20 protein-coding genes are annotated in these 23,639 nt (G+C 58.8%); 15 read left to right on the top strand and 5 right to left on the bottom strand.

Annotated features, from left to right (window positions below; translation table 11 throughout):
- The first annotated feature begins 143 nt into the window (after positions 1–143).
- The 4 genes from ACR0B5_RS08110 (at position 144) to ACR0B5_RS08095 (ending at position 6,640) form a co-directional block, all read left to right on the top strand.
- Entirely contained in the window at positions 144–1,814 is a 1,671-nt protein-coding gene (locus ACR0B5_RS08110) for an ABC transporter substrate-binding protein (RefSeq protein ID WP_480539776.1), read from the top strand.
- A 121-nt stretch (positions 1,815–1,935) separates the two neighbouring features.
- Positions 1,936–2,982, top strand: coding sequence for an ABC transporter permease (locus tag ACR0B5_RS08105; protein WP_170376750.1), 1,047 nt, complete (start codon positions 1,936–1,938; stop codon positions 2,980–2,982).
- 14 nt (positions 2,983–2,996) lie between these two features.
- Positions 2,997–4,460, top strand: coding sequence for an ABC transporter permease (locus ACR0B5_RS08100; RefSeq protein WP_170469726.1), 1,464 nt, complete (start codon positions 2,997–2,999; stop codon positions 4,458–4,460).
- Between the two features lie 92 nt (positions 4,461–4,552).
- Positions 4,553–6,640, top strand: coding sequence for a dipeptide ABC transporter ATP-binding protein (locus ACR0B5_RS08095; RefSeq protein WP_170551194.1), 2,088 nt, complete (start codon positions 4,553–4,555; stop codon positions 6,638–6,640).
- 81 nt (positions 6,641–6,721) lie between these two features.
- Here the strand turns inward: ACR0B5_RS08095 and ACR0B5_RS08090 are convergent, their stop codons facing one another.
- Positions 6,722–7,300, bottom strand: coding sequence for a lytic transglycosylase domain-containing protein (locus tag ACR0B5_RS08090; protein WP_480539775.1), 579 nt, complete (start codon positions 7,298–7,300; stop codon positions 6,722–6,724).
- 204 nt (positions 7,301–7,504) lie between these two features.
- Here ACR0B5_RS08090 and ssb point away from each other — a divergent pair, with 204 nt between their 5' ends.
- Together ssb and ACR0B5_RS08080 are read left to right on the top strand one after the other, a co-directional pair.
- On the top strand, positions 7,505–8,011 hold the full coding sequence (ssb, locus tag ACR0B5_RS08085) for a single-stranded DNA-binding protein (protein WP_170638871.1): 507 nt from the start codon (positions 7,505–7,507) through the stop codon (positions 8,009–8,011).
- Positions 8,012–8,029: 18 nt separating this feature from the next.
- A complete protein-coding gene (locus ACR0B5_RS08080; RefSeq protein WP_480539774.1) occupies positions 8,030–9,100 on the top strand; it encodes a site-2 protease family protein in 1,071 nt (356 codons plus the stop codon).
- A 9-nt stretch (positions 9,101–9,109) separates the two neighbouring features.
- On the opposite strand, the gene aroB is transcribed toward ACR0B5_RS08080, so the two are convergent.
- Together aroB and ACR0B5_RS08070 are read right to left on the bottom strand one after the other, a co-directional pair.
- Positions 9,110–10,222 (bottom strand): 3-dehydroquinate synthase, encoded by a 1,113-nt coding sequence (aroB, locus tag ACR0B5_RS08075; RefSeq protein WP_480539772.1) that lies wholly within the window; start codon positions 10,220–10,222, stop codon positions 9,110–9,112.
- Positions 10,223–10,810, bottom strand: coding sequence for a shikimate kinase (locus ACR0B5_RS08070; protein ID WP_480539770.1), 588 nt, complete (start codon positions 10,808–10,810; stop codon positions 10,223–10,225).
- A 79-nt stretch (positions 10,811–10,889) separates the two neighbouring features.
- Here ACR0B5_RS08070 and ACR0B5_RS08065 point away from each other — a divergent pair, with 79 nt between their 5' ends.
- The 9 genes from ACR0B5_RS08065 to ACR0B5_RS08025 all read left to right on the top strand — a co-directional run bounded on the left by ACR0B5_RS08065 (position 10,890) and on the right by ACR0B5_RS08025 (position 22,421).
- Positions 10,890–11,039, top strand: coding sequence for a hypothetical protein (locus ACR0B5_RS08065; protein ID WP_480539768.1), 150 nt, complete (start codon positions 10,890–10,892; stop codon positions 11,037–11,039).
- Entirely contained in the window at positions 11,029–12,552 is a 1,524-nt protein-coding gene (locus ACR0B5_RS08060) for a hypothetical protein (RefSeq protein WP_480539766.1), read from the top strand. Before ACR0B5_RS08065 ends, ACR0B5_RS08060 begins: the two co-directional genes overlap by 11 nt.
- Positions 12,552–13,505 (top strand): tyrosine recombinase, encoded by a 954-nt coding sequence (locus tag ACR0B5_RS08055; protein WP_480539764.1) that lies wholly within the window; start codon positions 12,552–12,554, stop codon positions 13,503–13,505. Before ACR0B5_RS08060 ends, ACR0B5_RS08055 begins: the two co-directional genes overlap by 1 nt.
- A 63-nt stretch (positions 13,506–13,568) precedes the next feature.
- Complete coding sequence (locus ACR0B5_RS08050; RefSeq protein WP_170765457.1) at positions 13,569–14,876, top strand: HlyC/CorC family transporter; 1,308 nt, start codon at positions 13,569–13,571, stop codon at positions 14,874–14,876.
- A 92-nt stretch (positions 14,877–14,968) separates the two neighbouring features.
- Positions 14,969–17,386 carry a GcvT family protein gene (locus tag ACR0B5_RS08045; protein WP_480539762.1) on the top strand — a complete coding sequence of 806 codons (2,418 nt, stop codon included), beginning with the start codon at positions 14,969–14,971 and terminating at the stop codon, positions 17,384–17,386.
- Positions 17,387–17,417: 31 nt separating this feature from the next.
- Entirely contained in the window at positions 17,418–18,017 is a 600-nt protein-coding gene (locus ACR0B5_RS08040) for a nucleotidyltransferase family protein (RefSeq protein ID WP_480539760.1), read from the top strand.
- A 749-nt stretch (positions 18,018–18,766) separates the two neighbouring features.
- Positions 18,767–20,203, top strand: coding sequence for a DegQ family serine endoprotease (locus ACR0B5_RS08035; protein ID WP_480539758.1), 1,437 nt, complete (start codon positions 18,767–18,769; stop codon positions 20,201–20,203).
- 180 nt (positions 20,204–20,383) lie between these two features.
- Positions 20,384–21,064 (top strand): response regulator transcription factor, encoded by a 681-nt coding sequence (locus tag ACR0B5_RS08030; protein ID WP_170376721.1) that lies wholly within the window; start codon positions 20,384–20,386, stop codon positions 21,062–21,064.
- Positions 21,057–22,421, top strand: a complete 1,365-nt coding sequence (locus ACR0B5_RS08025) for a sensor histidine kinase (protein ID WP_480539756.1) — start codon at positions 21,057–21,059, stop codon at positions 22,419–22,421. Before ACR0B5_RS08030 ends, ACR0B5_RS08025 begins: the two co-directional genes overlap by 8 nt.
- Here the strand turns inward: ACR0B5_RS08025 and ACR0B5_RS08020 are convergent.
- Together ACR0B5_RS08020 and ACR0B5_RS08015 are read right to left on the bottom strand one after the other, a co-directional pair.
- The gene (locus tag ACR0B5_RS08020; protein ID WP_480539754.1) at positions 22,418–22,885 is read right to left on the bottom strand and encodes a CYTH domain-containing protein; all 468 of its coding nucleotides are present in this window, start codon (positions 22,883–22,885) and stop codon (positions 22,418–22,420) included. The two genes, ACR0B5_RS08025 and ACR0B5_RS08020, sit on opposite strands and share 4 nt — an antisense overlap.
- Positions 22,882–23,637, bottom strand: a complete 756-nt coding sequence (locus ACR0B5_RS08015) for a ParA family protein (RefSeq protein WP_480539752.1) — start codon at positions 23,635–23,637, stop codon at positions 22,882–22,884. Before ACR0B5_RS08015 ends, ACR0B5_RS08020 begins: the two co-directional genes overlap by 4 nt.
- Between the last annotated feature and the right edge of the window lie 2 nt (positions 23,638–23,639).

Here is a 23,639-nt window from a genome sequence, read left to right as displayed (position 1 = left end):
CGGATTCTGTTGCCGAATACCGACATGGGGAATTCCAACGTTCAAAAAACCGAACCCTTCGACCTTCGCCTTGGCCTGAAAAACGCCGGCTAGGTTCGTTCATTCCATGCAAAAAAACAAATATGTCACAGGGAGAGACATTCATGACTAACCATACAACAAAGGGATCGTCGGTGCACTGGGCCGCAGAGATGCACGCCCAGGAATACCGCGACGGCAATCTGAGCCGCCGTGAGTTTCTGGCCCGCGTCACCGCACTGGGCGTTGCCGCTCCGGTCGCCTACGGCATGATCGGTCTGCAATCACCCGCAGCCGCAGCTGAGCCGCAACAAGGCGGTACCATCCGATATCAGATGGAAGTCCGCGCACTCAAAGACCCGCGAACTTATGACTGGACGCAGATTGCGACCTTCACTGCGGGCTGGCTGGAGTATCTTGTCGAGTACAACAACGACGGTACGTTCAAGCCCATGTTGCTGGAAAGCTGGGAAGCCAATGATGACGCCACCGAATACACGCTGAACGTCCGCAAAGGCGTTAAGTGGAACAACGGTGACGACTTCACGGCCGAAGACGTGGCACGCAACATCGAAGGCTGGTGCGATGCGTCGCTGGAAGGCAACTCGATGGCCTCGCGCATGGCGTCGCTGGTCGATGAGAGCACCCAGAAAGCCGCTGATGGGGCCATTACCGTGGTCGATTCGCACACCGTTAAACTGAAGTGCAACGCGCCGGACATCACCATCATCCCCGGCATGGCGGACTATCCGGGTGCTATCGTCCACAGCAGCTTTGACGCAAATGACATGCTGTCGAACCCGGTGGGCACAGGCTTCATGATCCCCGAAAGCCACGAGGTCGGCGTGAAGGGCGTTCTGGTCCGCAACGAGGGCTTCGACTGGTGGGGCTATGAAGCGGGCAAAGGCGGTTACATCGACCGTATCGAATTCATCGATTACGGCACCGACCCTGCCGCCTTCCTGGCCGCTTATGAGGCCGAAGAGATCGACATGAACTGGGAGTCGGTCGGTGAGTTCGTCGACATCTTCGACGGCATCGGTCTTGTTCGCTCGGAAATCCCGTCGGGCTTTACCATCGTCATCCGCCCGAACCAGCTGGCTGAAGATGCGGACGGCAACAAAATCTACGGCGACAAGCGAGTCCGTCAGGCCCTTGCCATGGCCGTGGACAACAATGTCTGCCTTGAACTTGGAATGTCCGGTTACGGCATCCCTGCCGAGAACTGCCATGTGGGCCCAATGCACCCCGAGTTTGACTCGGCTGTGACCCGTATACCCTACGATCCGGCCGGCGCGAAGGCGCTTATGGACGAAGCGGGCATGGGAGATTTCGAGCACGAAGTGCAGTCCATCGACGATGACTGGCGCCGGAATACCACTGCGGCGGTTGTCGCTCAGCTGAACGACGCGGGCATCAAGGCCAAGCACACGGTTCTACCGGGCTCGACCTTCTGGAATGACTGGACCAAGTACCCGTATTCCTCGACCAACTGGAACCACCGCCCGCTGGGCACTCAGGTTCTGGCGCTGGCTTACAAGTCGGGCGTTGCGTGGAACGAATCCGGCTTTGCCAACGAAGAGTTCGATAATCTGCTGGCCCAGGCAAACTCGCTCGCTGATGTCGACATGCGCCGCGAGGTAATGGCGAAACTGCAGGCGATCATGATCGATGAAGGTGTTGTCATTCAGCCTTATTGGCGGACTGCAATGCGCCACCATCGCGACAACATGGTCGGTGTCGAAAAGCACATCGCGGACCTGCCGCAGCTTTACAAGTTCGGCCTGACCTCCTGACCCAAAACACACAAGGGCCGCGCCACACTGGCGCGGCCCTTCGTCCTCAATACGGCGACCATAAGAATAGCAACGCGTGAGGCGGAATGCCGTCCACGCCAGCCGACCAACAGGGGCTAACATGGGACTTTTCATTTTAAGGCGTGTAGGGATTATGCTGCTGACAGCATTGTGCCTGACATTCCTGGTTTTTTTCCTCACCAATCTCTATCCGAACCTGGAAAAGCTAGCGAAAACGCAGGGCAATTTCCGGATGTCGGATGAGCAGGTCGAGAGCTTTTTAGAAAAAGGCGGATACCTTCAGTCGACGCCCATAAAATACGGTGAATGGCTAGGCGTTCTGCCCTCATACCGGCACACGAATGAGGACGGCACAGTTCAGGGCCGATGCATTCTACCGGGCAAAACCGCCGAAGAGTCTCCTAATTTCTGCGGAATCCTTCAGGGCTACTGGGGGTATTCGACAGTCTTCAAAGAAGAAGTCGGAACCGTCGTCGGCACCCGGCTCGCTTTGACCGGCAGGCTGATGTTCTGGGTGATGCTGCTGATGGTCCCCTCGGCCCTGATCCTTGGCATTCTGGCTGGGATGAAAGAAGGGTCGGCTACGGACCGGACGCTGTCGACCTTTGCCATAACCACCACCGCGACGCCGGAATACGTCTCGGGTGTGATCTTCATCGCGATCTTCACGTCATCCGCTGTGGGCCTGAAATGGTTCAAGGGCACGGCGACGCAAGCAATGGAGAACCCTACGTTCGAGAACTTCTTCTTACCGGTGCTGACAATCGCGCTTTATGGGATGGGCTATATCGCCCGCATGACCCGCGCCTCAATGACCGAGGTGATGACAGCGCAATATATCCGCACCGCGCGCCTCAAAGGTGTCTCGTTCCCGAACATCGTCATGAAACACGCGCTGCGGAACGCTCTGATCGCGCCGTTCACCGTTATCATGTTGCAGTTCCCATGGCTGCTGAATGGTGTGGTGATCGTCGAGACCCTGTTCAACTACAAGGGCTTTGGCTGGGCGCTGGTGCAGGCGGCGGGGAACAATGACATCCAGCTGTTGCTGGCGATCTCGGTCGTGTCGGTCTTCGTGGTGCTGGTAACGCAGCTGATCTCGGATATCGGCTATGTCTACCTCAACCCGCGCATTCGCATTTCTTAAGGGAGGGTCAGATCATGGAACCACTTACCTGGACTGGCTCTATCGCCTTCCTCAACCCGCTACTCGCGCTGGCACTGGGGGTCATGGCCCTGTCCATCGTCGTCTGGATGCTGGCCAGCATTGTGCTGCCCGAAGATCAGATGACGGTGAACCCGGACGGTACGTTAACCTCAAGCTCGGGCCTGCGGAACATGATACAGGCCGCGCTGCGCTATAGCTTCATGGCCAGCGTGGCGATCGCGGTCGCCTATGTCGTGTTGGGCATACTAATGGGCACCAGCGCCGGGATCATTGGTGCGATCTCGCAGCAATTCCTGCCCGTCTGGCTGTCACTGATCATACTTTATGCGATGTCAATCGCGTTCAAACGCAAGCTGGGCCTTTACGGCAAGCTTTTCGACAGCCCCATCGGCATGATCGGCTTTGGCCTTGTGATGTTCTGGGTCTTTACCGGCATCTTTGGCGCGCTTGATCTGATCGTGACCCATGACCCGCTGGCACAAATCTCGGGCATGAAGAACAAGGTGCCCGGCACGCCGCTGCCCAATCTGGAGGACGGCCAATACGCCTGGTACCTTTTGGGCGGAGACAACCTGGCCCGCGACGTATTCAGCCGCATGGTCAAGGGCGCGTGGATCGTGGTGCAGATCGCGCCGCTTGCCACTATGTTTGCCTTTATGGTTGGGATCACACTGGGCCTGCCCGCCGGGTACTACGGTGGTCGCCTCGATACGCTGTTGTCGTTCCTGGCAAACCTGATCCTCGCCTTCCCTGTGATCCTGCTGTTCTACCTGTTGGTGACACCCGAGATCGTGGCGACCGGTGTGCCGAACTATATGGCAGCGATCCTGTTTGTCTTCCCGATCATCTTCCTCGGTGTCCTGCTGAATTCGCGCTACTACACGCGTCCGAATTTTCGAACACCTCTGCTGATCGGGGTTCTGGGCGTGGCGCTGTGGTTCTATCTGTCGCTGATTTCGACCGGAGGCTACATCATCAGCACCGACAGCTACCGCGTCTGGGGTCTGCCGACCTATCTGGACTTGTTCGACATTCCGGGCGGTATTCTGGTGGTGTTCGTTTCGGTGGTCTTCGTGAACTCTCCCACGGTGTTCCGTATCGTGCGTGGGTTGGCGCTGGATATCAAAACCCGCGACTATGTGGCTGCGGCCCAGACGCGTGGTGAGGGCCCGTGGTACATCATGCTGTGGGAAATCCTGCCCAACGCGCGTGGTCCGCTGATCGTCGATTTCTGTCTTCGGATTGGCTATACCACCATCCTTCTGGGGACCTTGGGTTTCTTCGGGCTGGGCTTGCCGCCCGAAAGCCCGGACTGGGGCTCGACGATCAACGAAGGGCGCAAGCTGCTCTCGATCTATCTGCACCCTGCCCTTCCGCCTGCTTTGGCCCTGTTGTCACTGGTTCTGGGTTTGAACCTGCTGGCAGACGGTCTGCGCGAAGAAAGTCTGAAGGACTGATGTGATCAAGGCCGGGGGCTCTGCCCCCGGACCCCCGAGATATTTTTAGCCAGATGAAGGGGATCCCCCGGACTCTCGCGAGGAGTAACAAGATGAACAAACTGGCGGACTATGACGGGCCTATTCTTGAGATCGACAAGCTTTCGATTTCGTTTTTCACCCGGCTGAGGGAAATTCCCGCCGTTATGGATTTCTCGGTCAGCGTGCAGCCGGGTGAGGCTGTCGGGCTGGTGGGGGAATCCGGCTGCGGTAAGTCTACGGTGGCGCTGGGTGTCATGCAGGATCTGGGCAAGAACGGGCGCATCGTTGGCGGCTCGATCAAGTTCAAAGGGCGTGATCTGGGTGAAATGACCACCGAGGAATTGCGCGACATTCGTGGCAATGAGATCGCGATGATCTATCAGGAGCCGATGGCCTCCCTGAACCCGGCAATGAAGATCGGCAAACAGTTGATGGAAGTGCCGATGATCCATGAGGGCGTCGGTCAAGAAGAAGCTTATGCGCGTGCTTTGGAGGTCGTCACAGACGTCCGCCTGCCCGACCCTGAACGGATGCTGAACTCATTCCCGCACCAGCTATCAGGCGGCCAGCAGCAGCGGATCGTCATCGCGATGGCGTTGATGTCGAAGCCTGCCCTGTTGATTTTGGACGAACCCACAACAGCGCTGGACGTGACCGTTGAGGCTGCCGTGGTCGAGCTGGTCAAGGATCTGGGCAAGAAATACGGCACCTCGATGCTCTTCATCTCGCACAATCTGGGGCTGGTTTTGGAAACCTGCGACCGGCTGTGCGTGATGTATTCGGGCGAAGCGGTCGAGCGCGGCTCGATCCACGATGTGTTCGACGAGATGCAGCACCCTTACACACAGGCGCTGTTCCGGTCGATCCCTCTGCCCGGCGCCGACAAGAACGCTCGCCCACTGGTGGCTATTCCAGGGAACTTCCCTCTGCCGCATGAACGCCCGCCGGGATGTAACTTTGGCCCGCGTTGCGACTATTTCGAAGAAGGCCGTTGCGACGCCCAGAACATCCTGATGGAGGCTGTGCCGGGCAATGATCGCCACCATACGCGCTGCCTGAAGTTCCAAGAGATTGACTGGAACGCGCCGATCACAGTAGGTGAGCAGAAGGAAAAGGGCGAGATCGGGCGGACCGTTCTGAAGATGGACAACCTCAAGAAATACTATGAGGTGGCGGCCAACGCTCTGTTTGGAGGCGGTACGACCAAAGTGGTCAAAGCCAACGAGACGCTGAGTTTCGAAGCCCATGAGTCTGAGACACTGGCCATCGTGGGCGAATCCGGTTGCGGTAAATCCACTTTCGCCAAGGTTCTTATGGGGCTCGAAACGGCGACCGACGGGCAAATCCTGCTGGACAACCGCAATATCGAGGCCGTGCCGATCGAAGAACGCGACGCCAAGACCGTGGGAGAAGTTCAGATGGTGTTCCAGAACCCGTTTGACACGCTGAACCCGTCGATGACTGTCGGGCGTCAGATCATCCGCGCACTGGAGATCTTCGGGGTTGGCAATTCCGAGGCTGAGCGCAAAAAGCGCATGCTGGAACTGTTGGATCTGGTTAAACTGCCCCGCGCCTTTGCCGACAGGATGCCGAGACAGCTCTCGGGTGGTCAGAAACAGCGTGTCGGTATCGCCCGCGCCTTTGCGGGTGATGCACGGATCGTGGTGGCGGATGAACCGGTCTCGGCCTTGGATGTGTCGGTGCAGGCGGCAGTGACCGATCTGCTGATGGAGATCCAGCGCGAACACAAGACCACGCTGCTATTCATCAGCCATGATCTGTCGATCGTGCGCTATCTGAGCGACCGGGTGATGGTGATGTATCTCGGCCACGTGGTCGAACTGGGCACGACCGATCAGGTCTTCTCGCCCCCGTATCACCCTTACACCGAAGCGCTTCTGAGCGCGGTTCCGATTGCAGATACCTCGATCGAGAAGCAGCATATCGTGCTGGAGGGTGATATTCCGTCGGCCATGAACCCGCCGCCGGGTTGCCCGTTCCAGACGCGTTGTCGTTGGAAATCCGAGGTGCCGGACGGGCGTTGTGAATCAGATGTCCCGCCTGTGAAAACTCTGGCCGACGGCCATCAGGTCAAATGTCACCTGGCCGAAGATGTTCTGGCCCGTATGGAGCCTGTGATTAAAATCGCCGCAGAATAGGCGCTTGTACGAACTTGAAAGGCCGGTCACAGACCGGCCTTTTTCGTTGAATACTACTGTCAAATTTAACTGTTGTGCGCCTTAACCGCCCCAGATCACCTTCACGTAATTCTGGGTTTCCGCGTAAGGCGGAATTCCGCCGTGTTTCTCAACGGCCTTGGGACCTGCATTATAAGCTGCCAGCGCCAAGGGCCACGACTTGAACTTGCGGTATTGCCACGACAGATACCGCGCACCTCCTTCAAGATTCTGTTTAGGATCATGCGGGTTGACGCCCAACAACTGGGCCGTCTGCGGCATTAGCTGTGCCAGACCCAAAGCCCCTTTGTGAGATTTCGCTGTGGGGTTCCAGCCGCTTTCCTGCTGCACCAGGCGCAAAAACAACTCTTCGGGGATGTTGTGTTGGCGGGCTGCTTGGCGGGCAAGCTTCAGGTATTCTCCTCGATACTTCCCAGTATAGCGCTTGTCGAAACGCCCTTGAGCCACTTTCGGCTTAAGCCGCTCAGAACCGCGATACTGCGTCGCCGCGCGCGAGTCCAACACTTTGGATTGCTTGAGGAATAGGTCTCTTCTGTTCTTGGTAGACAATGTCTCGGCCTGCACCGGGGCCGAGGTCAGCAGCAGACACACACCGACAAAACCTAAAACCAAAGACCGCATAAATGCCTATCCTGCCCGATCCAAAAACAAGCGAAGTATATGGTCCCGCCGACTGAATTAAAAGCGTGCAGAAGGGGACAGGCAAATTCTTGTCCAACACTGTGTCATCAACTGTGTTTCAACCCTGATGCAGGCCGTATAGGGTCTCTGGCATATTCAGCGCCAGATTCGGCGCATTCAAGTGAGAACAAAGCGGGGAACTACATGGCGGGTTCAGTTAACAAGGTCATTCTGGTCGGAAATCTCGGCCGAGATCCCGAGGTTCGGTCGTTTCAGAACGGCGGTAAAGTGTGCAACCTACGGATTGCGACGTCAGAGAACTGGAAAGACCGCAACACGGGCGAACGCCGGGAGCGGACCGAGTGGCACTCGGTCGCGATCTTCTCGGAACCTCTGGCCCGCATTGCCGAGCAATACCTGCGCAAAGGCAGCAAGGTCTATATCGAAGGTCAGTTGGAAACTCGCAAGTGGCAGGACCAGTCCGGCCAAGATCGTTACTCGACCGAGGTTGTTTTGCGCCCCTATCGCGGTGAGCTGACCCTGCTGGACAGCCGCGGCGAAGGTGGCGGCGGCGGCGGTTATGGCGGTGGCCAATCGGGCGGCTACGGCGGCGGACAGGCTGGCGGCGGCTACGGTGATCCTTATGGCGCACCGTCCGGCTCACCTGCCCCGGCATCGGGCGGAATCGACGACGACGAGATTCCGTTCTAAACGAAACGGAGACACAACATGGCATGGTCCTTCGCTCTCGGTCGGCTTCTCGGGTCCGAACTGAGGGTCCATGTCACCTTTTTCCTGTTGTTGGCCTGGGTCGGATTTGCGGCCTATTCCAGCGGAGGTTGGCCCGCCGCGATCCAGAACCTGATTTTCGTTTTGGCGCTATTCGCCTGCGTTGTGGCGCATGAGTTCGGCCACGCGCTCATGGCGCGCCGCTTTGGCATCAAAACCCCTGACATCACCCTGTTGCCCATCGGCGGTCTGGCCCGGCTGGAGCGTATGCCGGAAAAACCGATGCAAGAGGTCTGGGTGGCCCTCGCCGGTCCGGCCGTCAATGTCGCGATCTGGTTGGTTCTGGTGGGATTTGGCGCCGGGATGCCCTTTGAGAGGATCAGCCAGATCGATTCCGCAAATATCGGGATGCTAGACCGTCTCGCCTATATCAATCTTCTGCTTGCCGCGTTCAACATGATCCCCGCCTTCCCGATGGATGGAGGTCGCGTTTTCCGGGCCCTCCTCTGCCTTCGTCTGGACCGCGTCACAGCCACGCGCATCGCGGCGCTGAGTGGTCAGATGCTTGCCGTTGGGCTCGGGTTTTACGGGCTCAGCTCGGGTAATCCGATCCTCGTTGTGATTGCTGTTTTCGTGTTCTTCGCAGCCAATGCAGAAAGTCAGGATGTGGCGCTGCGCTCGGCCACGCGGCACGTTTTAGCACGCGATGCGATGATTACAGAATTTCACGCGCTGTCACCTCAGGACACGTTGAATACTGCCGCGCAGGCCGTGATCCATACAACGCAACATGAGTTTCCGGTTCTGGACGACAAAGGCCACCTTCAGGGCTTCGTAACCCGAGATCACTTGTTCAAGGCGCTGGCAGGCGACCACCCACGCTCTGACCCCGCCGTTTCGATCATGGAGCGTAACATCCCGCAGGTCGGCTTGACCGCCGGGTTGGCAAAGGTTCTGGACGGGTTGCACAAAGGCGCGCCAGCGGTCGCCGTGATCAATCGCACCGGGCTTATGATCGGCTATATCACCCGTGAAAACATCGGTGAGTTGATGGTGATCCGAGGGCGCTAACCGCCCTCGTCAGACTGATGCCAACGCATCCTCTAGCACCGATAGGACGGCCTCACGCGGGACATCCGAAGTCACAAAAGCCTGACCGATCCCTCGCGCAAGAATGAAACGCAACTGACCGTCGATCACCTTTTTGTCCTGCGCCATCAGGTCCACCAAGGCCTCGGCTCCGGGAAGATCACCGGGAATATCAGCCAGATCGGTTTTCATCCCCATAGCCTTCAAATGCGCCCGCACTCGGCTTGGGTCTTCCTGCGAACACAGGCCCAGTCGTGCCGACAATTCAAAGGCCAGCGCGCAGCCGATGGCAACGCCTTCGCCATGCAGCAGCCGGTCGGAATAACCCGTCGCGGCCTCCAACGCGTGGCAGAACGTGTGCCCGAGGTTCAGAAGCGCGCGATCGCCCTGCTCGGTCTCGTCACGCGCTACGATATCTGCCTTCATCTGGACCGATCGCGTGACAGCACGCACCCGCGCGGCCATATCGCCTGAGGAGACCTTGGTGCCGTTGCCTTCAAGCCATTCGAAGAAATCGGCGTCGCCCAGCAGGCCGTATTTGACCACCTCTCCATAACCCGACAAGAAATCGCGCTGGGTCATGGTGCCCAGAACCGAGGTATCGGCCAGCACCAATGAGGGTTGATGAAACGCGCCGATCAGGTTTTTGCCCTGCGGCGCGTTGATCCCGGTTTTGCCACCAACCGAGCTGTCGACCTGTGCCAGCAAAGAGGTCGGGATTTGAACGAAGCGCACGCCACGGCGCAGCACAGCAGCGGCGAAACCTGCGAGGTCTCCGATCACACCTCCGCCAAGGGCGATGACGATGTCCCGACGTTCGACCTTTTCGGCCAGAAGCCATTCAACCGCGCGTTCAAAATGCGGCCAGCTTTTGGTCGCCTCACCTGCTGGCAAGGCCAGTGAGGACATCTCGATCCCCGAAGCCGCCAAACCGTCGCGCAGGGCCTCTAGATGAAGGGCGGCGACGTTCTCGTCAGTCAGAACCGCAACCTTCGGACGGTGCAGCAAAGGCGCGATCCGTACGCCGGATTGCGCCAGCAGGTCCGGGCCAATCTCGACATCATACGAGCGTTCGCCCAATTCCACATGTACGGTCTGATGCATTTATTTTCGTTCCAAAACATCGGGTCGCGCCAGAAGGGCGTCGACCACGCGGTCTACCATATTGTCGATCGAGGTCTCCCCATCCGAAGCCACCGTCAGATCGGCCTCGGCATAGACCGGCACACGCGCCTCGTACAGCGCCTTCAACGTCGCATAAGGGTCATCAGTCCTCAGTAACGGGCGCGTATCCTTGTGGCGTACCCGGTTCCACAACACGTCAAGATCCGCCCGCAACCAGACCGAGGCACCCCGTTCGGTGATCATATCGCGGTTGCCCTCGGACAGAAACGCGCCGCCACCGGTCGATAGAATACCCTTCTGCTCATCCAGCAAGCGACCGATAACCTGAGTTTCCTTGGCGCGGAAAAACGGCTCTCCGTCGCGCTGGAAAATCTCGGGGATGGTCATATTAGCGGCTGATTCGATCTCGGCGTCGCTATCGAGGAAAGGAACACCCAGCCGCGCGGCTAATGAGCGACCCACAGCGGTCTTTCCGGCCCCCATCATGCCCACAAGAACAACGGTTTTGTGCAGATCAAACCCGCCCTGTGTGCCTGCCGCGTGTGTGTTATGCTTAATTTCGCTCATTTAACCGTGAATGACGTGATCTTAAGAAAAATGCCAGTTATAACTTGGTCAAAACCAAAAATTGAGGCAGCGTGGCGCAATGGGCCGTCTGATCAAGTTCCTGATGTATATTGTTTGCCTAGCCTTCATCGGGCTGGTGGCCTACGCCTATGTGGGTCCTTATTTCGGTGCCGATTTCTCGGCCCCGCAAAGCGAAATCCGTGAACCGGTCACGTTGGATGTCGATTAAGCATGTGTTGGTTGCGCTGTCTCTGGCCGGAGCAGCGCAGGCGCAGCAGCCGCTGACTGCGATTGATTGGCTGAACGACCCGCCCGAGAACCTGCCGGGAACTGTACTGCTGGAACCTCCGGTCGCACAGAACGGAGGCCAGCCCGTGGTTGAGGTCACGCCACTGGACGCGCTGTCGCAACCGATCGGTCTGGTGTCATTGAGTGTAACCGGGCTACCCGTCGACCTCTGGCATGGCAGCGACCCCGAGCGGATTTCAGAACTGATCGCCCGCATCCCGGTCAAGCACAACCCGGCCATGCAGCGCCTGCTGTTCACCCTTCTACTGTCCGAGGCCCGCGCGCCCGGCGGTGCGTCTGGGGAAGAAACACTATTGCTGGCGCGTCTGGACCGACTGATGCAGCTCGGCGCGGCGGACCCGGCGCAGTCACTGGTACAACTCGCCGGTCCAACGGACACGCAGGCCCGGTTCGAACGCTGGTTTGATGCAACGCTTTTGACTGGAGACGAAGATCGCAGCTGCACGGCGCTGATTGCCCAGCCCAACCTATCCAAGGACTATGCGGCCCAGATCTTCTGCAAGGCCCGCCGGGGGGATTGGCCCTCTGCCGCTTTGACGCTTGAGGCCGCCCACGCGCTAGAGCTGTTGCCGCCTGAGGAGCTGGACCTCCTCGACCGTTTCCTCAACCCCGACATTTTTGAGGACGCGCCTTACCTGCCGCAGCCCGAGGACCCGGATCCGCTGAGCTTCAGGTTGTTTGAGGCCATTGGGGAGCGTTTGCCCTCAGCCCCTCTGCCGCGGGCCTTCGCCAATGCCGACCTGCGCGATGTGGCAGGCTGGAAGGCGCAGATCGAAGCCGCTGAACGCCTGACCCGCATTGGCGCGCTGACCCCGAACCAGTTGCTTGGTCTTTACACCGAACGTTCTCCGGCAGCTTCGGGTGCCGTTTGGGATCGGGTGGCCACTGTGCAGCAGTTCGAGACCGCCCTCGAAACCGGCAATGTCGAGGCGATCAGCAAGACCCTCCCCCTTGTCTGGAAACAGATGCGCAGCGCCGGGCTTGAAGTGCCCTTTGCCGATCTCTTCGCCGAACGCCTCTATGGGGTCGAATTGCAGGGGGCCGAAATGGAAGCCCTGCGCTGGCGTATCCTGATGCTCTCGGACTTCTATGAACGCGCCGCGATGCAAGCGCCGGACACAGCGGTTGAAACGCAGTTCCTGGCAGCTTTGGCGCAGGGTGATCCGGGCCGCGCTGTTTCGCCGTCGCCCTTGGCTGATGCGGTCGCTCAAGGGTTCGCCTGGGCCGCGCCTGTGCCGTCGGATATCGAGGCCTTACTGGACAATGGCCAACTCGGCGAGGCGATTTTGGAGGCGATGCAGCTGTTTGCCCACGGTGCCCGCGGCAATCTGGTGGACATGACCGCCGCTATCGCCGCCTTCCGCCGTGTCGGGCTCGAGGAAACCGCCCGCCGCGCCGCGCTGAACTTGCTGATCCTGAACGAGCGCGTCTGATGAGCGGCCCGGCATCAGATGAGCTGTGGATTTCAACCTTCCTGCAGGCGCAGGCCGCCGAATTGGGCGCGGCCACGAATACTCTGCTGGCCTATGGTCGCGACCTGAAGGATTTCGCTACTTGGCTGGAGCATCGCAAAACCAGTTTCGAGCAAGCAGATCGGGACCGGATCGAAGCCTATCTGATCGATTGCGATGCGCAGGGCCTGTCCCGCGCGACCCGCGCCCGGCGGTTGTCGGCGATCAAACAACTCTACCGGTTCGCGTTTGAAGAAAGCTGGCGCGAGGCCAACCCGGCCATTCAGATCAAAGGCCCGGGCCGCAAGAAGCAGCTGCCCAAAACGCTGGACGTCCCAGAGGTCGACCGCTTGTTGGAGGCCGCCCGCCAGACCGGACGCAGCCCGGCCGACCGTATCCGTAACACCTGCCTGATGGAGCTTCTGTACGCGACCGGTATGCGGGTGACGGAGCTGGTCTCCCTGCCCGTCTCATCCGCGCGCGGCGATCCCCGCATGTTGCTGGTTCTGGGCAAGGGTGGCAAAGAACGGATGGTTCCCCTGTCCCCACCGGCCCGCGATGCGTTGGCTGTTTGGCTTGAAGAACGGGACAAGGCCGAGGATGCAAGTGTTGGAAAAGGCGGCACCCGATCAAAATTCCTGTTCCCGTCACGGGGTAAATCAGGGCACCTGACCCGGCACAGGTTCTTTTTGCTGGTCAAAGAACTGGCGGTTCAGGGCAGTGTCTCGCCCGAAAAGGTCACGCCGCACACGTTGCGCCATGCCTTCGCCACCCATCTGCTTGCAAACGGGGCCGACCTGCGCTCTATCCAGACCTTATTGGGTCACGCAGACATCGCGACGACCGAGATCTACACCCACGTGCTGGATGAACGGCTGTCAGAACTGGTGCTGGAACATCACCCGCTGGCGAAAGACAAGGCTAGCAAGGGCTAACCCCTTGATTGCAAGGGTCCGCATCCCCATAACGGGTGCAGAGACACGAACAACCAAGGACCGATGGAACCCACATCCTCTCTGATCGACGGCGCATTCTGGTTTACCACTGGCGCTATCCTACTTTTGCTTGTCCTTTCGGGCTTTTTCTCAGGCTCAGAAACAGCGCTGACCGCATCGTCCCGAGGGAAGCTGAGGGCACAGGCCGACAAAGGCTCTCGCGGGGCGCAAAAGGCGCTCGATATCACCGATGACAATGAGAGGCTGATCGGCTCGGTTCTGCTGGGCAACAACCTGGTCAACATCCTCGCGGCCTCGTTGGCGACGGCCCTGTTCACCCGACTGTTCGGGGAAAGCGGGGTGGCGCTGGCGACGCTGGTCATGACCCTACTGGTTCTGATCTTTGCCGAGGTACTTCCCAAGACGTATGCCATCACTAATTCGGAAAAAGCCGCCTCTGCCGTGGCCCCGATCATCAGCGTTGTCGTCACCGTTTTCTCACCCATTGTGGCCGCGGTACGCCTGTTGGTGCGCGGCGTCCTGCGGATTTTCGGTGTCCAGATCGACCCCGATAGCAACATCCTCGCCGTGCGCGAAGAAATCGCCGGTGCTTTGCAGCTGGGCCATTCCGAAGGCGTGGTCGAAAAAGAAGACCGCGACCGCATTCTGGGCGCGCTTGATCTGGGGGATCGCGCGGTTGAAGAGATCATGCTCCACCGCTCGAACATCGAGATGATAGACGCCGATGCAGAGCCGGATGCCATTCTGGAGCAATGCCTGCAAAGCCGCCACACCCGCCTGCCGGTCTTCCGTGACGAGCCCGAGAACATCATCGGCGTGGTCCATGCCAAAGACCTGTTCCGTGCAATGTACGCGCAGGTCGGAGGATCCGAAAGCAACACGGACCGTTTGGCAGGGTTCGACATCACCAAAGTCGCCAACGATCCCTATTTCGTGCCGGAAACCACCACTCTGGACGACCAGATGCGAGAGTTCCTGCGCATTCGCAGCCACTTTGCCTTGGTGGTCGACGAATATGGATCGCTGCGCGGCCTGATCACGCTTGAGGATATTCTCGAAGAAATCGTTGGTGAAATCGCCGACGAGTTCGATATCGAGGAAGAGGTTCCCGTCACCCGCACCGAGGATGGTCAGTTCCTGGTCGAAGGGGCCATGACCATCCGCGACGTCAACCGTGCCCTTGACTGGTCCCTGCCGGATGAAGAGGCGAACACCGTCGCTGGCCTTGTGATACATGAGGCGCAGATGATCCCCGTGGTCGGTCAGGTGTTTTCCTTCCACGGGTTCCGGTTCGAGGTCACCGCGCGCGAGGGCAACCGGGTGACAGAGCTGAAGATCAGACCTCTCTAAGCGCGGGGCGACGTGCACGACATTTTTTGTCGTTTTTTTACTTGCGCGCCAGGAGCCTCCGGTCAGACTTCCAGAAAATCTGGGAGTCTTTCATGAAACTGCAAACCCGCGTGGCGGTCATTGGGGGCGGCGTTGTTGGCTGCTCGGTTCTGTATCACCTGACCAAACTGGGGTGGTCCGACGTCATGCTCTTGGAACGATCCGAGTTGACCTCGGGCTCGACCTGGCACGCGGCGGGTGGGTTTCACACGCTGAACGGCGACACCAACATGGCGGCGCTGCAAGGCTATACGATCCGTCTGTACAAAGAGCTGGAAGAGATCACCGGAATGTCCTGCGGGCTGCACCATGTGGGCGGCGTAACCCTGGCAGACAATCAGGACCGCTTTGACATGCTGCTGGCCGAGCGCGCTAAACATCGCTTCATGGGGCTTGAAACAGAAATCGTCGGCCCGGATGAGATCAAGAGGATTGCGCCTATCACCAACACCGACGGCATCATCGGCGCGCTTTATGACCCGCTGGATGGGCATCTGGACCCATCAGGCACCACCCATGCCTATGCCAAGGCGGCCCGAATGGGCGGCGCCACGATCGAGACCCATTGCATGGTGCGCGAAACCAACCAGCGGGCGGATGGCACCTGGGACGTGGTAACCGACAAGGGCACGATCCACGCCGAACATATCGTCAATGCAGGCGGCCTCTGGGCGCGTGAGGTCGGTGCAATGGCGGGCATCTATTTCCCTCTGCACCCGATGGAGCATCAATATCTGGTCACCGACTCGATCCCTCAGATCGAGGCCATCATCGACGCAGGCGGAGAGCATCCGCATGTGATGGACCCTGCTGGCGAAAGCTATCTGCGGCAAGAGGGGCGTGGTTTGTGCATCGGGTTCTACGAACAACCCTGCAAGCCTTGGGCTGTGGACGGAACGCCTTGGGAGTTCGGGCATGAACTGCTGCCCGACGACTATGACAAGATCACCGACAGTATTGAGTTTGCCTATCGCCGCTTCCCGGTTCTGGCCGAGGCCGGGGTGAAATCAGTGATCCACGGCCCGTTCACCTTTGCGCCCGACGGGAACCCTCTGGTCGGGCCAGTGCCCGGGATGCGCAACTATTGGTCTGCTTGCGGCGTCATGGCCGGGTTCAGCCAGGGCGGCGGCGTTGGCCTGACGCTTGCGCAATGGATGATCGAGGGCGAGCCGGAACGTGACGTCTTCGCCATGGACGTCGCCCGCTTTGGCGACTGGATCAGCCCCGGCTATACCCGGCCGAAGGTCATTGAGAACTATCAGAAACGGTTCAGCGTCGCCTACCCGAACGAGGAACTGCCCGCCGCGCGTCCCAACCGCACCACGCCGATGTATGACATCTTCAGCGATCTCGGCGCGGTTTGGGGCCAGCAATACGGGCTGGAGGTGCCGAACTACTTCGCGCAAGGCGACGAGCCGAGTTATGAGACGCCCTCGTTCCGGCGCTCGGACGCGTTTGACGCCACTGGGCGCGAGGTCCGCGCTGTCCGCGAAGGCGTAGGGATCAACGAGGTCCACAATTTCGGCAAGTATCGCATCTCGGGCCCGAATGCCCGCGCGTGGCTGGATCGGATCATGGCGGGGCGTATCCCCCAGCCGGGCCGCGTTTCCCTGACCCCAATGCTGTCACCCGAAGGCAAGCTGATCGGCGATTTTACCGTGTCTTGCCTGAGTGAGACTGACTTCCGCCTGACCGCCTCATACGGCAGCCAAGCCTACCACATGCGTTGGTTCCAGCAGAACGCCGCCGAGGGCGTCTCAATCAGCAATATCAGCGACCAGCTGAATGGCTTCCAAATTGCAGGCCCTAAGGCAACCGAGGTTCTGGCCGCTTGCACGCGCGAAGATGTCTCGACCCTCCGGTTCCTCGACGTGCGTCCAATGACGATCGGCATGACGGACTGCCTCGTGCAGCGGGTCAGCTACACCGGCGATCTGGGCTATGAGATCTATTGCGATCCGATGGCGCAACGACAGCTCTGGTGGAGTTTGTGGGAGGCCGGGCAGCCCCACGGGATGATGCCTTTCGGAATGCGCGCCATGATGTCCTTGCGTCTGGATAAGTTCTTTGGCTCGTGGATGCGAGAGTTCTCTCCTGACTACACAGCCGCAGAAACGGGGTTGGATCGTTTCATCTCTTTCGCCAAGAATACAGATTTCATTGGCCGCGAGACGGCCGAGGCCGAGCGGCATAGTGGTACGGCTCGCAAACTGGTCGCCTTCGAGGTCGAGGCTGAAGATGCGGATGTGAACGCGTATGAGCCGATCTGGCTGGACGGAGAGGTCGTCGGTTTTTGCACTTCGGGCGGCTATTCCCACTATGCCCAAACCTCCGTCGCGATGGGGTTCCTTCCGACCGACCGTATCAAGGACGGGCTGCAGGTTCAGATCGAAATCCTTGGCCAGATGCGCACCGCACGGGTGATCTCGACCCCGCTGTTTGATCCTGAGGGCGACCGAATGAGGGGCTGACAACACAGCAACCGAACGGCATGTTGCCCCTATGACAGACATACCCATCATACTGCTTGCGGCAGGGCAATCGCGACGCATGCGCGGTGCAGATAAGCTGCTACAGGCTGTCGACGGCATACCCCTTTTGCGGCGATCTACTTTGACGGCCTTGGAGGTCGGGCCGGTGATCGTGGCACTTCCTCGCCGCCCTCATGCTCGCTACGACGCGCTGGGTGGGTTAGATGTGCGGAAGGTCCCTATTGCGGATGCGGCAGAAGGCATGAACGCCAGCCTACGCGGTGCGTTGGCCCGGGTGGATGACTCTGCGCCGGCTGTCATGGTGCTTCTGGCGGATTTACCTGAGCTAACCTCGAACGACCTAAGAGCTGTGAAGAACGCGAGACACGCCAATCCCGATAATCTGATCTGGCGCGGGGCCACGTCGGCTGGCAAACCCGGTCATCCAGTGATTTTTGATCGCCAGCTTTTTCCAGAACTTCGGAAGCTGACTGGAGATCAAGGTGCCCAATCCGTCATTCGCGCGCACAAGGACAAGGCTCACCTCACACGTCTTCCCGGCGACAATGCCCTGTTAGACCTCGACACACCCGAGGCATGGGCGGACTGGCTCAGAAAACGAGGGTCGTAAACGAACACGACCCGGTCGTTAAAGACCGGGTCGTGTGCCCAAAACAGGACTACCACTTTCAGCAATCAATAAAGCTAAACCAAATCACCTATACAGGTGGTCGGGCGTACAGCAGCTAAAACCTAAACAAGACCCCCTCGTTAACATGCCACCAGCGCTTTAAGACTGAGCAAGCCACGGGCACCCCCTAGTGCCTTTGGCTCCCCCTCACTTGGGCATGTTTATATTTGCTGATCCGATCCTTCGAAACAACGTAAAATTGGAAGAAACGGATAACTAGGGGCGTCTCAGTTTGGTTTTTAGGCAACATCCCGTCGCGTCAAGATCAACCTTAAGGGGATTTCCGTTGGCCAAGGCATTAAAAACCGCCCCGTTAAACATGGTCTTATTCGATAATAACCATGCAATTGCAAGAATATAGTTTACATCGTCAGAATATTTTTCGGCCATCTTCTACTTTAGGTAGAGTGCCTAAAAACACCGCCAAACGACCCGCCGTTTGTTCATGTTCAATATTCAATTCAACCAAATTCAAAGTTTGACAGCCAATTCAGCAACAATCCTCCGATTCGCAGTGTGTCAGAAGGCCTAAATCCGCGAATCCCAACAGTGCTCCGCCGACACGGAACAATTGCTTTGTGGCAAAATTAAGTTTTCTTAATTCATCAGTCAGGAAAGACACAGATTGAAGGTTCATTTGCTGTTTCAACGCGCGCCTCAATTCGCGCGACGTGAACAGGAGACAAAAAATGAGCATCCGTAAATCCTCACTACTTTTTCCGCGCAAATCCAGCTGGGTTGGCGCCAGTGCCTTAGGCGCAGCCCTTCTGGCCACAACGGCCCTGCCCTCAATGGCTGATGAAGCGCTGGCCGATCTGGTCGAGACGGTCTCGCCTTCGGTCGTGACTATCATTGCCGAACAGGACGCCGTCGCGACGCCCGCTCGCGGCCAGGACTTTGATCTGGAAAACCACCCCTTTGGTGAGTTCTTCAAAAGGTTCGGTGCGCCCGAAGGCTTCGACATGCCGCAGCGCGGTCCGTCCCAGGGTCTGGGCTCCGGCTTTGTACTGGATGCCGATGGCTACATCGTCACCAATCATCACGTGGTCGACAATGCCTCGACCATCACAGTCCGTATGAGCGACGACCGCACTTATGACGCCGAGGTCGTCGGCACCGACCCGTTGACCGATATCGCCGTCCTGAAGATCGAGCCTGAGGCTGAGCTGCAAGCGGTGACTCTGGGTGACAGCGACGTGATCCGCGTCGGTGAAGACGTCGTGGCCATCGGCAACCCCTTCGGTCTGAGTTCCACCGTCACCACCGGCATCGTGTCCGCCAAAGGGCGCAATATTTCGCAAGGACCTTACGCCGAATTCATCCAAACCGATGCCGCCATCAACAAAGGCAATTCGGGCGGCCCTCTGTTCAACATGGAGGGCGAAGTTATCGGTGTGAACTCAGCCATTTACTCGCCAAGCGGCGGTTCGGTCGGGTTGGGTTTCGCCGTTACATCTAACATCGTGGACTACATCACGGCAGACCTGCGCGATGATGGAGAGATCAGCCGCGGATGGCTGGGTGTTTCGATCCAGAATGTCAGCCCTGAATTGGCAGCTGCGTTGGGCATCGACGCTTCAACCGGCGCGCTGGTGTCCGATGTCGTGACCGACAGCCCGGCAGATGGTGTGTTGCAGCAAGGCGATGTGATCCTGAGCTTCAACAATGAACCCGTGGACAACAGCAGCGACCTGCCGATCCTTGTGGGCACCACCAAAGTGGGCACCGACAGCGTTCTAACCGTCCTTCGGGATGGCACCGAGCAGCAGCTGGAGCTGACCATCGGCCAACACCAGACGGCGTCTGCCCAGACGGACGCGCCGGTCGAAGCCGAGGTCTCGGGCACATCGCTCGGTGTTGCCGTTGCCCCTCTGACTGAAACTGCACGTGCCGAAATGGGCGTTGGCGAAGGGATCGACGGGGTCGTCGTGACTGATCTGAAGCCCGACAGCCCTGCCGCCAAGGCCGGTTTGCAGCGGGGCGATGTGATCGTCAAGCTGGGCAGCCAGGAAACCGCTTCGCCGGATGCCCTCAAGGCGGCTTTGGACAGCGAGAAGACGGACCCTGCCCTCGTGTTGATCAACCGCGGTGGCAACCAGATCTTCGTGGCGGTTGAAATCGTCTGACCTCAGGCCCGCGCGCGCCACATGATGGGGAGATCTGGTGCGCGCCTCCTGGCGGATTGGTTTGTCCGCAATTCGCCGGGCGTGCCGGGTGCGCAAGGACGCACCCGGCTCGTGTTTTCCTCAGGCCATGTGCTTTGGCCAAAAATTGTGTTTAAATTCGAATAGAAAGGAGCCTCCATCATGAGCAGACGCCTGCTGATCGTCGAAGATGACGCAGATACACGGGACTTCATCGCGAAAGGATTCAGCGAAGAAGGCTATGTGGTCGAGGTTGCCGCAGATGGCCGCGAAGGGCTGTATCACGCCACTGACGGAGGATTTGACGCTATAGTTCTGGACCGGATGCTGCCCGGATTGGACGGCCTGTCCCTGATCAAATCCATGCGCGCTGCCGGGTTAAAGACACCTGTCCTGATGCTGACCGCGATGAGCGCCGTTGATGAGCGTGTCAAAGGTCTACGTTCGGGTGCGGATGATTACCTGGTCAAGCCGTTCTCGTTCCAGGAACTGCATGCGCGAATCGAGGCGCTGCTGCGCCGCCCGCAGGACGCCGAAGAAACACCGACCCTGACCTGCAAAGACCTTGAGATGGATTTGCTGACCCGCAAGGTCACACGCGACGGGCACGAGATCTCGTTGACACCGCGCGAGTTCCAGATCCTTGAATTCTTCCTGCGTCGTAAGAACCGAGTTGTGTCGCGCACCATGCTGCTTGAGGGCGTTTGGGACTATCACTTCGACCCGAACACCAATGTCGTGGACGTCCACATCTCGAAGCTGCGACGTCAACTGGACGAAGGCGGAGATGTACCGCTGATTGAAACCGTCCGGGGCGCGGGTTACATGATGTCTGATGGATAACCTTCGACTTTCGGTAAATAATTCCAGAACAAGACTTGTCGTCGCCAGCATGGTTCTCAGCACCATTCTGACGGCGACGGTGCTGGCTTTGGTCTATGTGACGGCCAATCGCAGCATCGAATCCGAAACACGCTCGGTCGTCTCGGCGGAACTGACCGGGCTTGCCGATGAATATGAGCGGCGCGGTCTTATTGGCCTCATCACCGCAATCGAGCGCCGCCTGCCCAGTGCCTCGGAACGCGACGCGCTTTATCTTTTGACCGACCGGTTCGGCAACAAACTGGCGGGCAATCTCAAGCATTGGCCCGAGGACATCACGGCGGGCAGTGGCTGGGTCGATCTTGAGGTCCGCCGCGCCGATAATGACGAGCTGGTGCCCGTTTCTGCCGCCTCAATCCGCCTGCCCGGTGGCGAGCGCCTTATCGTTGGGCGTGATGCCGTTGCCCGTCAGCAATTTGACCGCGTCCTGCTACGCTCGGTCGCGCTGGCGCTCGGGATTGCCCTGCTCCTCAGCCTGCTGACCGGATGGCTGTTCACCCGACTGGTGTTTTCGCGCCTGTCCGACATTGCTAGCACGGCGGAGAATATCGTTTCGGGTGATCTGTCCCGTCGGATGCCGATACGCGGCACCGGAGATGAATTCGATCAGGTCGCCGGGACCTTGAACACCATGCTCGACCGGATTGAAGAGCTGATCAGCAACCTGCGCACGACCTCGAACTCGATCGCGCATGACCTTCGCTCGCCCCTTTCCCGGTTGAAACAACGGGTTGAGGCGCTGTCCGACCCGGACAAAAGCGACATGGACCGCGAGATCGACATCGCTCGGGCCACCACCGAGGTTGATCATGTCTTGCGTGTGCTCGGGCAACTGACCGAAATCTCACGCGCCGAGGCCGGGCTGGGGCGCGAACAGTTTGAGGATGTTGATCTACACCAACTAGTTGCGGATGTTGTGGACCTTTATGAGCCGGTTGCGGCGGATCAGAATGTCCGACTTGAGGTGACAGGAAAGGCCAGCCCCATCCAAGGTCACCGCCCCCTTCTGTCGCAAGCCTTGTCCAACCTTATGGACAACGCGTTGCGCTATGCGCCAGAGGATTCGACCATCACCGTATCCCTTGCAGAGGACACCGCCTGCACCCGCGTCAGCGTGCGCGATGAAGGGCCCGGTGTTCCGGAACAGGACCTGCCTCGCCTGCAACAGCCTTTCGTAACGCTCGACCCCGCGCGGACTGAGCGCAATGCCGGGCTGGGCCTTGCCTTGGTGGCTGCAATCTCACGGATGCATGGCGGCGCGTTCGAGGCGCGCAACTGCGATCCCGGCCTCGAAACTACGCTGAAACTGGCGCGCTAACTCGGGAGTCCGTTGATCGCCATGCTCTTGTTTTTATAGCGCTTATCCTCGGTCACATCAGCACCGAACCACGCAGGTGGCGTGTAGTCTTTCGCATCTTGCTCTGAGGTGAATTCGACCTCAACCAGACACAGCGGCGCCAGATCACCTTCAAACACGTCCAGTTCAAACACATGCCCATCCGGCAGCGTGCCTGTATATCGCACCTTCTCAACCCGCCGACCCTCGGTCTCGGGCCAGAAGGTTTCGAACTGATCGGCTGAAATCTCAGCCTCCCGTTCGACCCGAACCAGTCCGCCCGCGCCCTTGAGGGTTAGGAAATAACTGTCATTCTTTTGCCGCAACCGCATCTCCACTGTGTCCTCAGTGGCCGTAAGATACCCCTGCCGCACCACGGCCTTTTTGGTTCCACTCATATCGGGCAGTTCAGCGACCAGAAATTTGCGTTCGATTTCGATGCTCATTTCGATGCAACCACTCCGTTTTCCAATTCATCATAGAGCGCCTGATAGGCTTCACTGGCCGCACTGCGTGCAGCATAGGTGCTGACCGGAGCGCGGTGCTGGCCCATTTTCTCGATATCCGCGGTGAAGGGAATCGAGGTCTGCAGAAACCTTTTGCGGTATAGCCCCCGCATCTTCTCCATCGTCTCCTGATGCAAAATCTTGCGCTTCTGCACCATTGAGAAGAACGCCCTCAGCTTCTTTTTCCGTAGCTTGTGCTCGTCGAAAAAGCCGACCAGTTGATCGAAAGTACGTTCCGAGAGCGTCGTCGGGATCACCGGCACGACAATCTCATCAGCAGCGCGGAAGATGTTCTCTGACAGGGTCGAGAAGTTCGGCGGGCAATCCAGAATGATCACGTCATAGTCGCTGCCTGCCGCGACCAAAGCCTTCTTCAAACGCGAGCGCTTGTTGCGCATCCGGGATAGGAACACGTCGAAGTCACGGAATGTCAGGTTGGCTGGCAAAACGTCCAGACCTTCAAAATCGCTAGCCCGGATGGCCTTGGTAAACCTTTCAACGTCTTCAAAAAAACGCGCGTCTGTCAGCTTTTTCGAAGGTTTAACCCGAAAATAAAACCCCGAGGCCCCCTGCGGATCAAGATCGCACAAAAGCACCTGCTGACCCGCCTGCGCATAGGCGTAGGCGAGGTTCACCGAGGTCGCGGTCTTCCCGACCCCGCCCTTGTTACTGTAGCAGGCAATGATCTTCATTC

The organism is Ruegeria sp. AG1, assembly GCF_056541705.1.
Note: the sequence above shows the minus strand (reverse complement) of the source record. Positions and strands in the feature narration are given on the sequence as shown.

What these genes read in the sequence shown, in the direction of transcription:
- ACR0B5_RS08110 (WP_480539776.1), top strand. Translation starts at nt 144, where the DNA reads ATGACTAACCATACAACAAAGGGATCGTCGGTGCACTGGGCCGCAGAG.
- ACR0B5_RS08105 (WP_170376750.1), top strand. Translation starts at nt 1,936, where the DNA reads ATGGGACTTTTCATTTTAAGGCGTGTAGGGATTATGCTGCTGACAGCA.
- ACR0B5_RS08100 (WP_170469726.1), top strand. Translation starts at nt 2,997, where the DNA reads ATGGAACCACTTACCTGGACTGGCTCTATCGCCTTCCTCAACCCGCTA.
- ACR0B5_RS08095 (WP_170551194.1), top strand. Translation starts at nt 4,553, where the DNA reads ATGAACAAACTGGCGGACTATGACGGGCCTATTCTTGAGATCGACAAG.
- ACR0B5_RS08090 (WP_480539775.1), bottom strand. Translation starts at nt 7,300, where the DNA reads ATGCGGTCTTTGGTTTTAGGTTTTGTCGGTGTGTGTCTGCTGCTGACC.
- ssb (WP_170638871.1), top strand. Translation starts at nt 7,505, where the DNA reads ATGGCGGGTTCAGTTAACAAGGTCATTCTGGTCGGAAATCTCGGCCGA.
- ACR0B5_RS08080 (WP_480539774.1), top strand. Translation starts at nt 8,030, where the DNA reads ATGGCATGGTCCTTCGCTCTCGGTCGGCTTCTCGGGTCCGAACTGAGG.
- aroB (WP_480539772.1), bottom strand. Translation starts at nt 10,222, where the DNA reads ATGCATCAGACCGTACATGTGGAATTGGGCGAACGCTCGTATGATGTC.
- ACR0B5_RS08070 (WP_480539770.1), bottom strand. Translation starts at nt 10,810, where the DNA reads ATGAGCGAAATTAAGCATAACACACACGCGGCAGGCACACAGGGCGGG.
- ACR0B5_RS08065 (WP_480539768.1), top strand. Translation starts at nt 10,890, where the DNA reads ATGGGCCGTCTGATCAAGTTCCTGATGTATATTGTTTGCCTAGCCTTC.
- ACR0B5_RS08060 (WP_480539766.1), top strand. Translation starts at nt 11,029, where the DNA reads ATGTCGATTAAGCATGTGTTGGTTGCGCTGTCTCTGGCCGGAGCAGCG.
- ACR0B5_RS08055 (WP_480539764.1), top strand. Translation starts at nt 12,552, where the DNA reads ATGAGCGGCCCGGCATCAGATGAGCTGTGGATTTCAACCTTCCTGCAG.
- ACR0B5_RS08050 (WP_170765457.1), top strand. Translation starts at nt 13,569, where the DNA reads ATGGAACCCACATCCTCTCTGATCGACGGCGCATTCTGGTTTACCACT.
- ACR0B5_RS08045 (WP_480539762.1), top strand. Translation starts at nt 14,969, where the DNA reads ATGAAACTGCAAACCCGCGTGGCGGTCATTGGGGGCGGCGTTGTTGGC.
- ACR0B5_RS08040 (WP_480539760.1), top strand. Translation starts at nt 17,418, where the DNA reads ATGACAGACATACCCATCATACTGCTTGCGGCAGGGCAATCGCGACGC.
- ACR0B5_RS08035 (WP_480539758.1), top strand. Translation starts at nt 18,767, where the DNA reads ATGAGCATCCGTAAATCCTCACTACTTTTTCCGCGCAAATCCAGCTGG.
- ACR0B5_RS08030 (WP_170376721.1), top strand. Translation starts at nt 20,384, where the DNA reads ATGAGCAGACGCCTGCTGATCGTCGAAGATGACGCAGATACACGGGAC.
- ACR0B5_RS08025 (WP_480539756.1), top strand. Translation starts at nt 21,057, where the DNA reads ATGGATAACCTTCGACTTTCGGTAAATAATTCCAGAACAAGACTTGTC.
- ACR0B5_RS08020 (WP_480539754.1), bottom strand. Translation starts at nt 22,885, where the DNA reads ATGAGCATCGAAATCGAACGCAAATTTCTGGTCGCTGAACTGCCCGAT.
- ACR0B5_RS08015 (WP_480539752.1), bottom strand. Translation starts at nt 23,637, where the DNA reads ATGAAGATCATTGCCTGCTACAGTAACAAGGGCGGGGTCGGGAAGACC.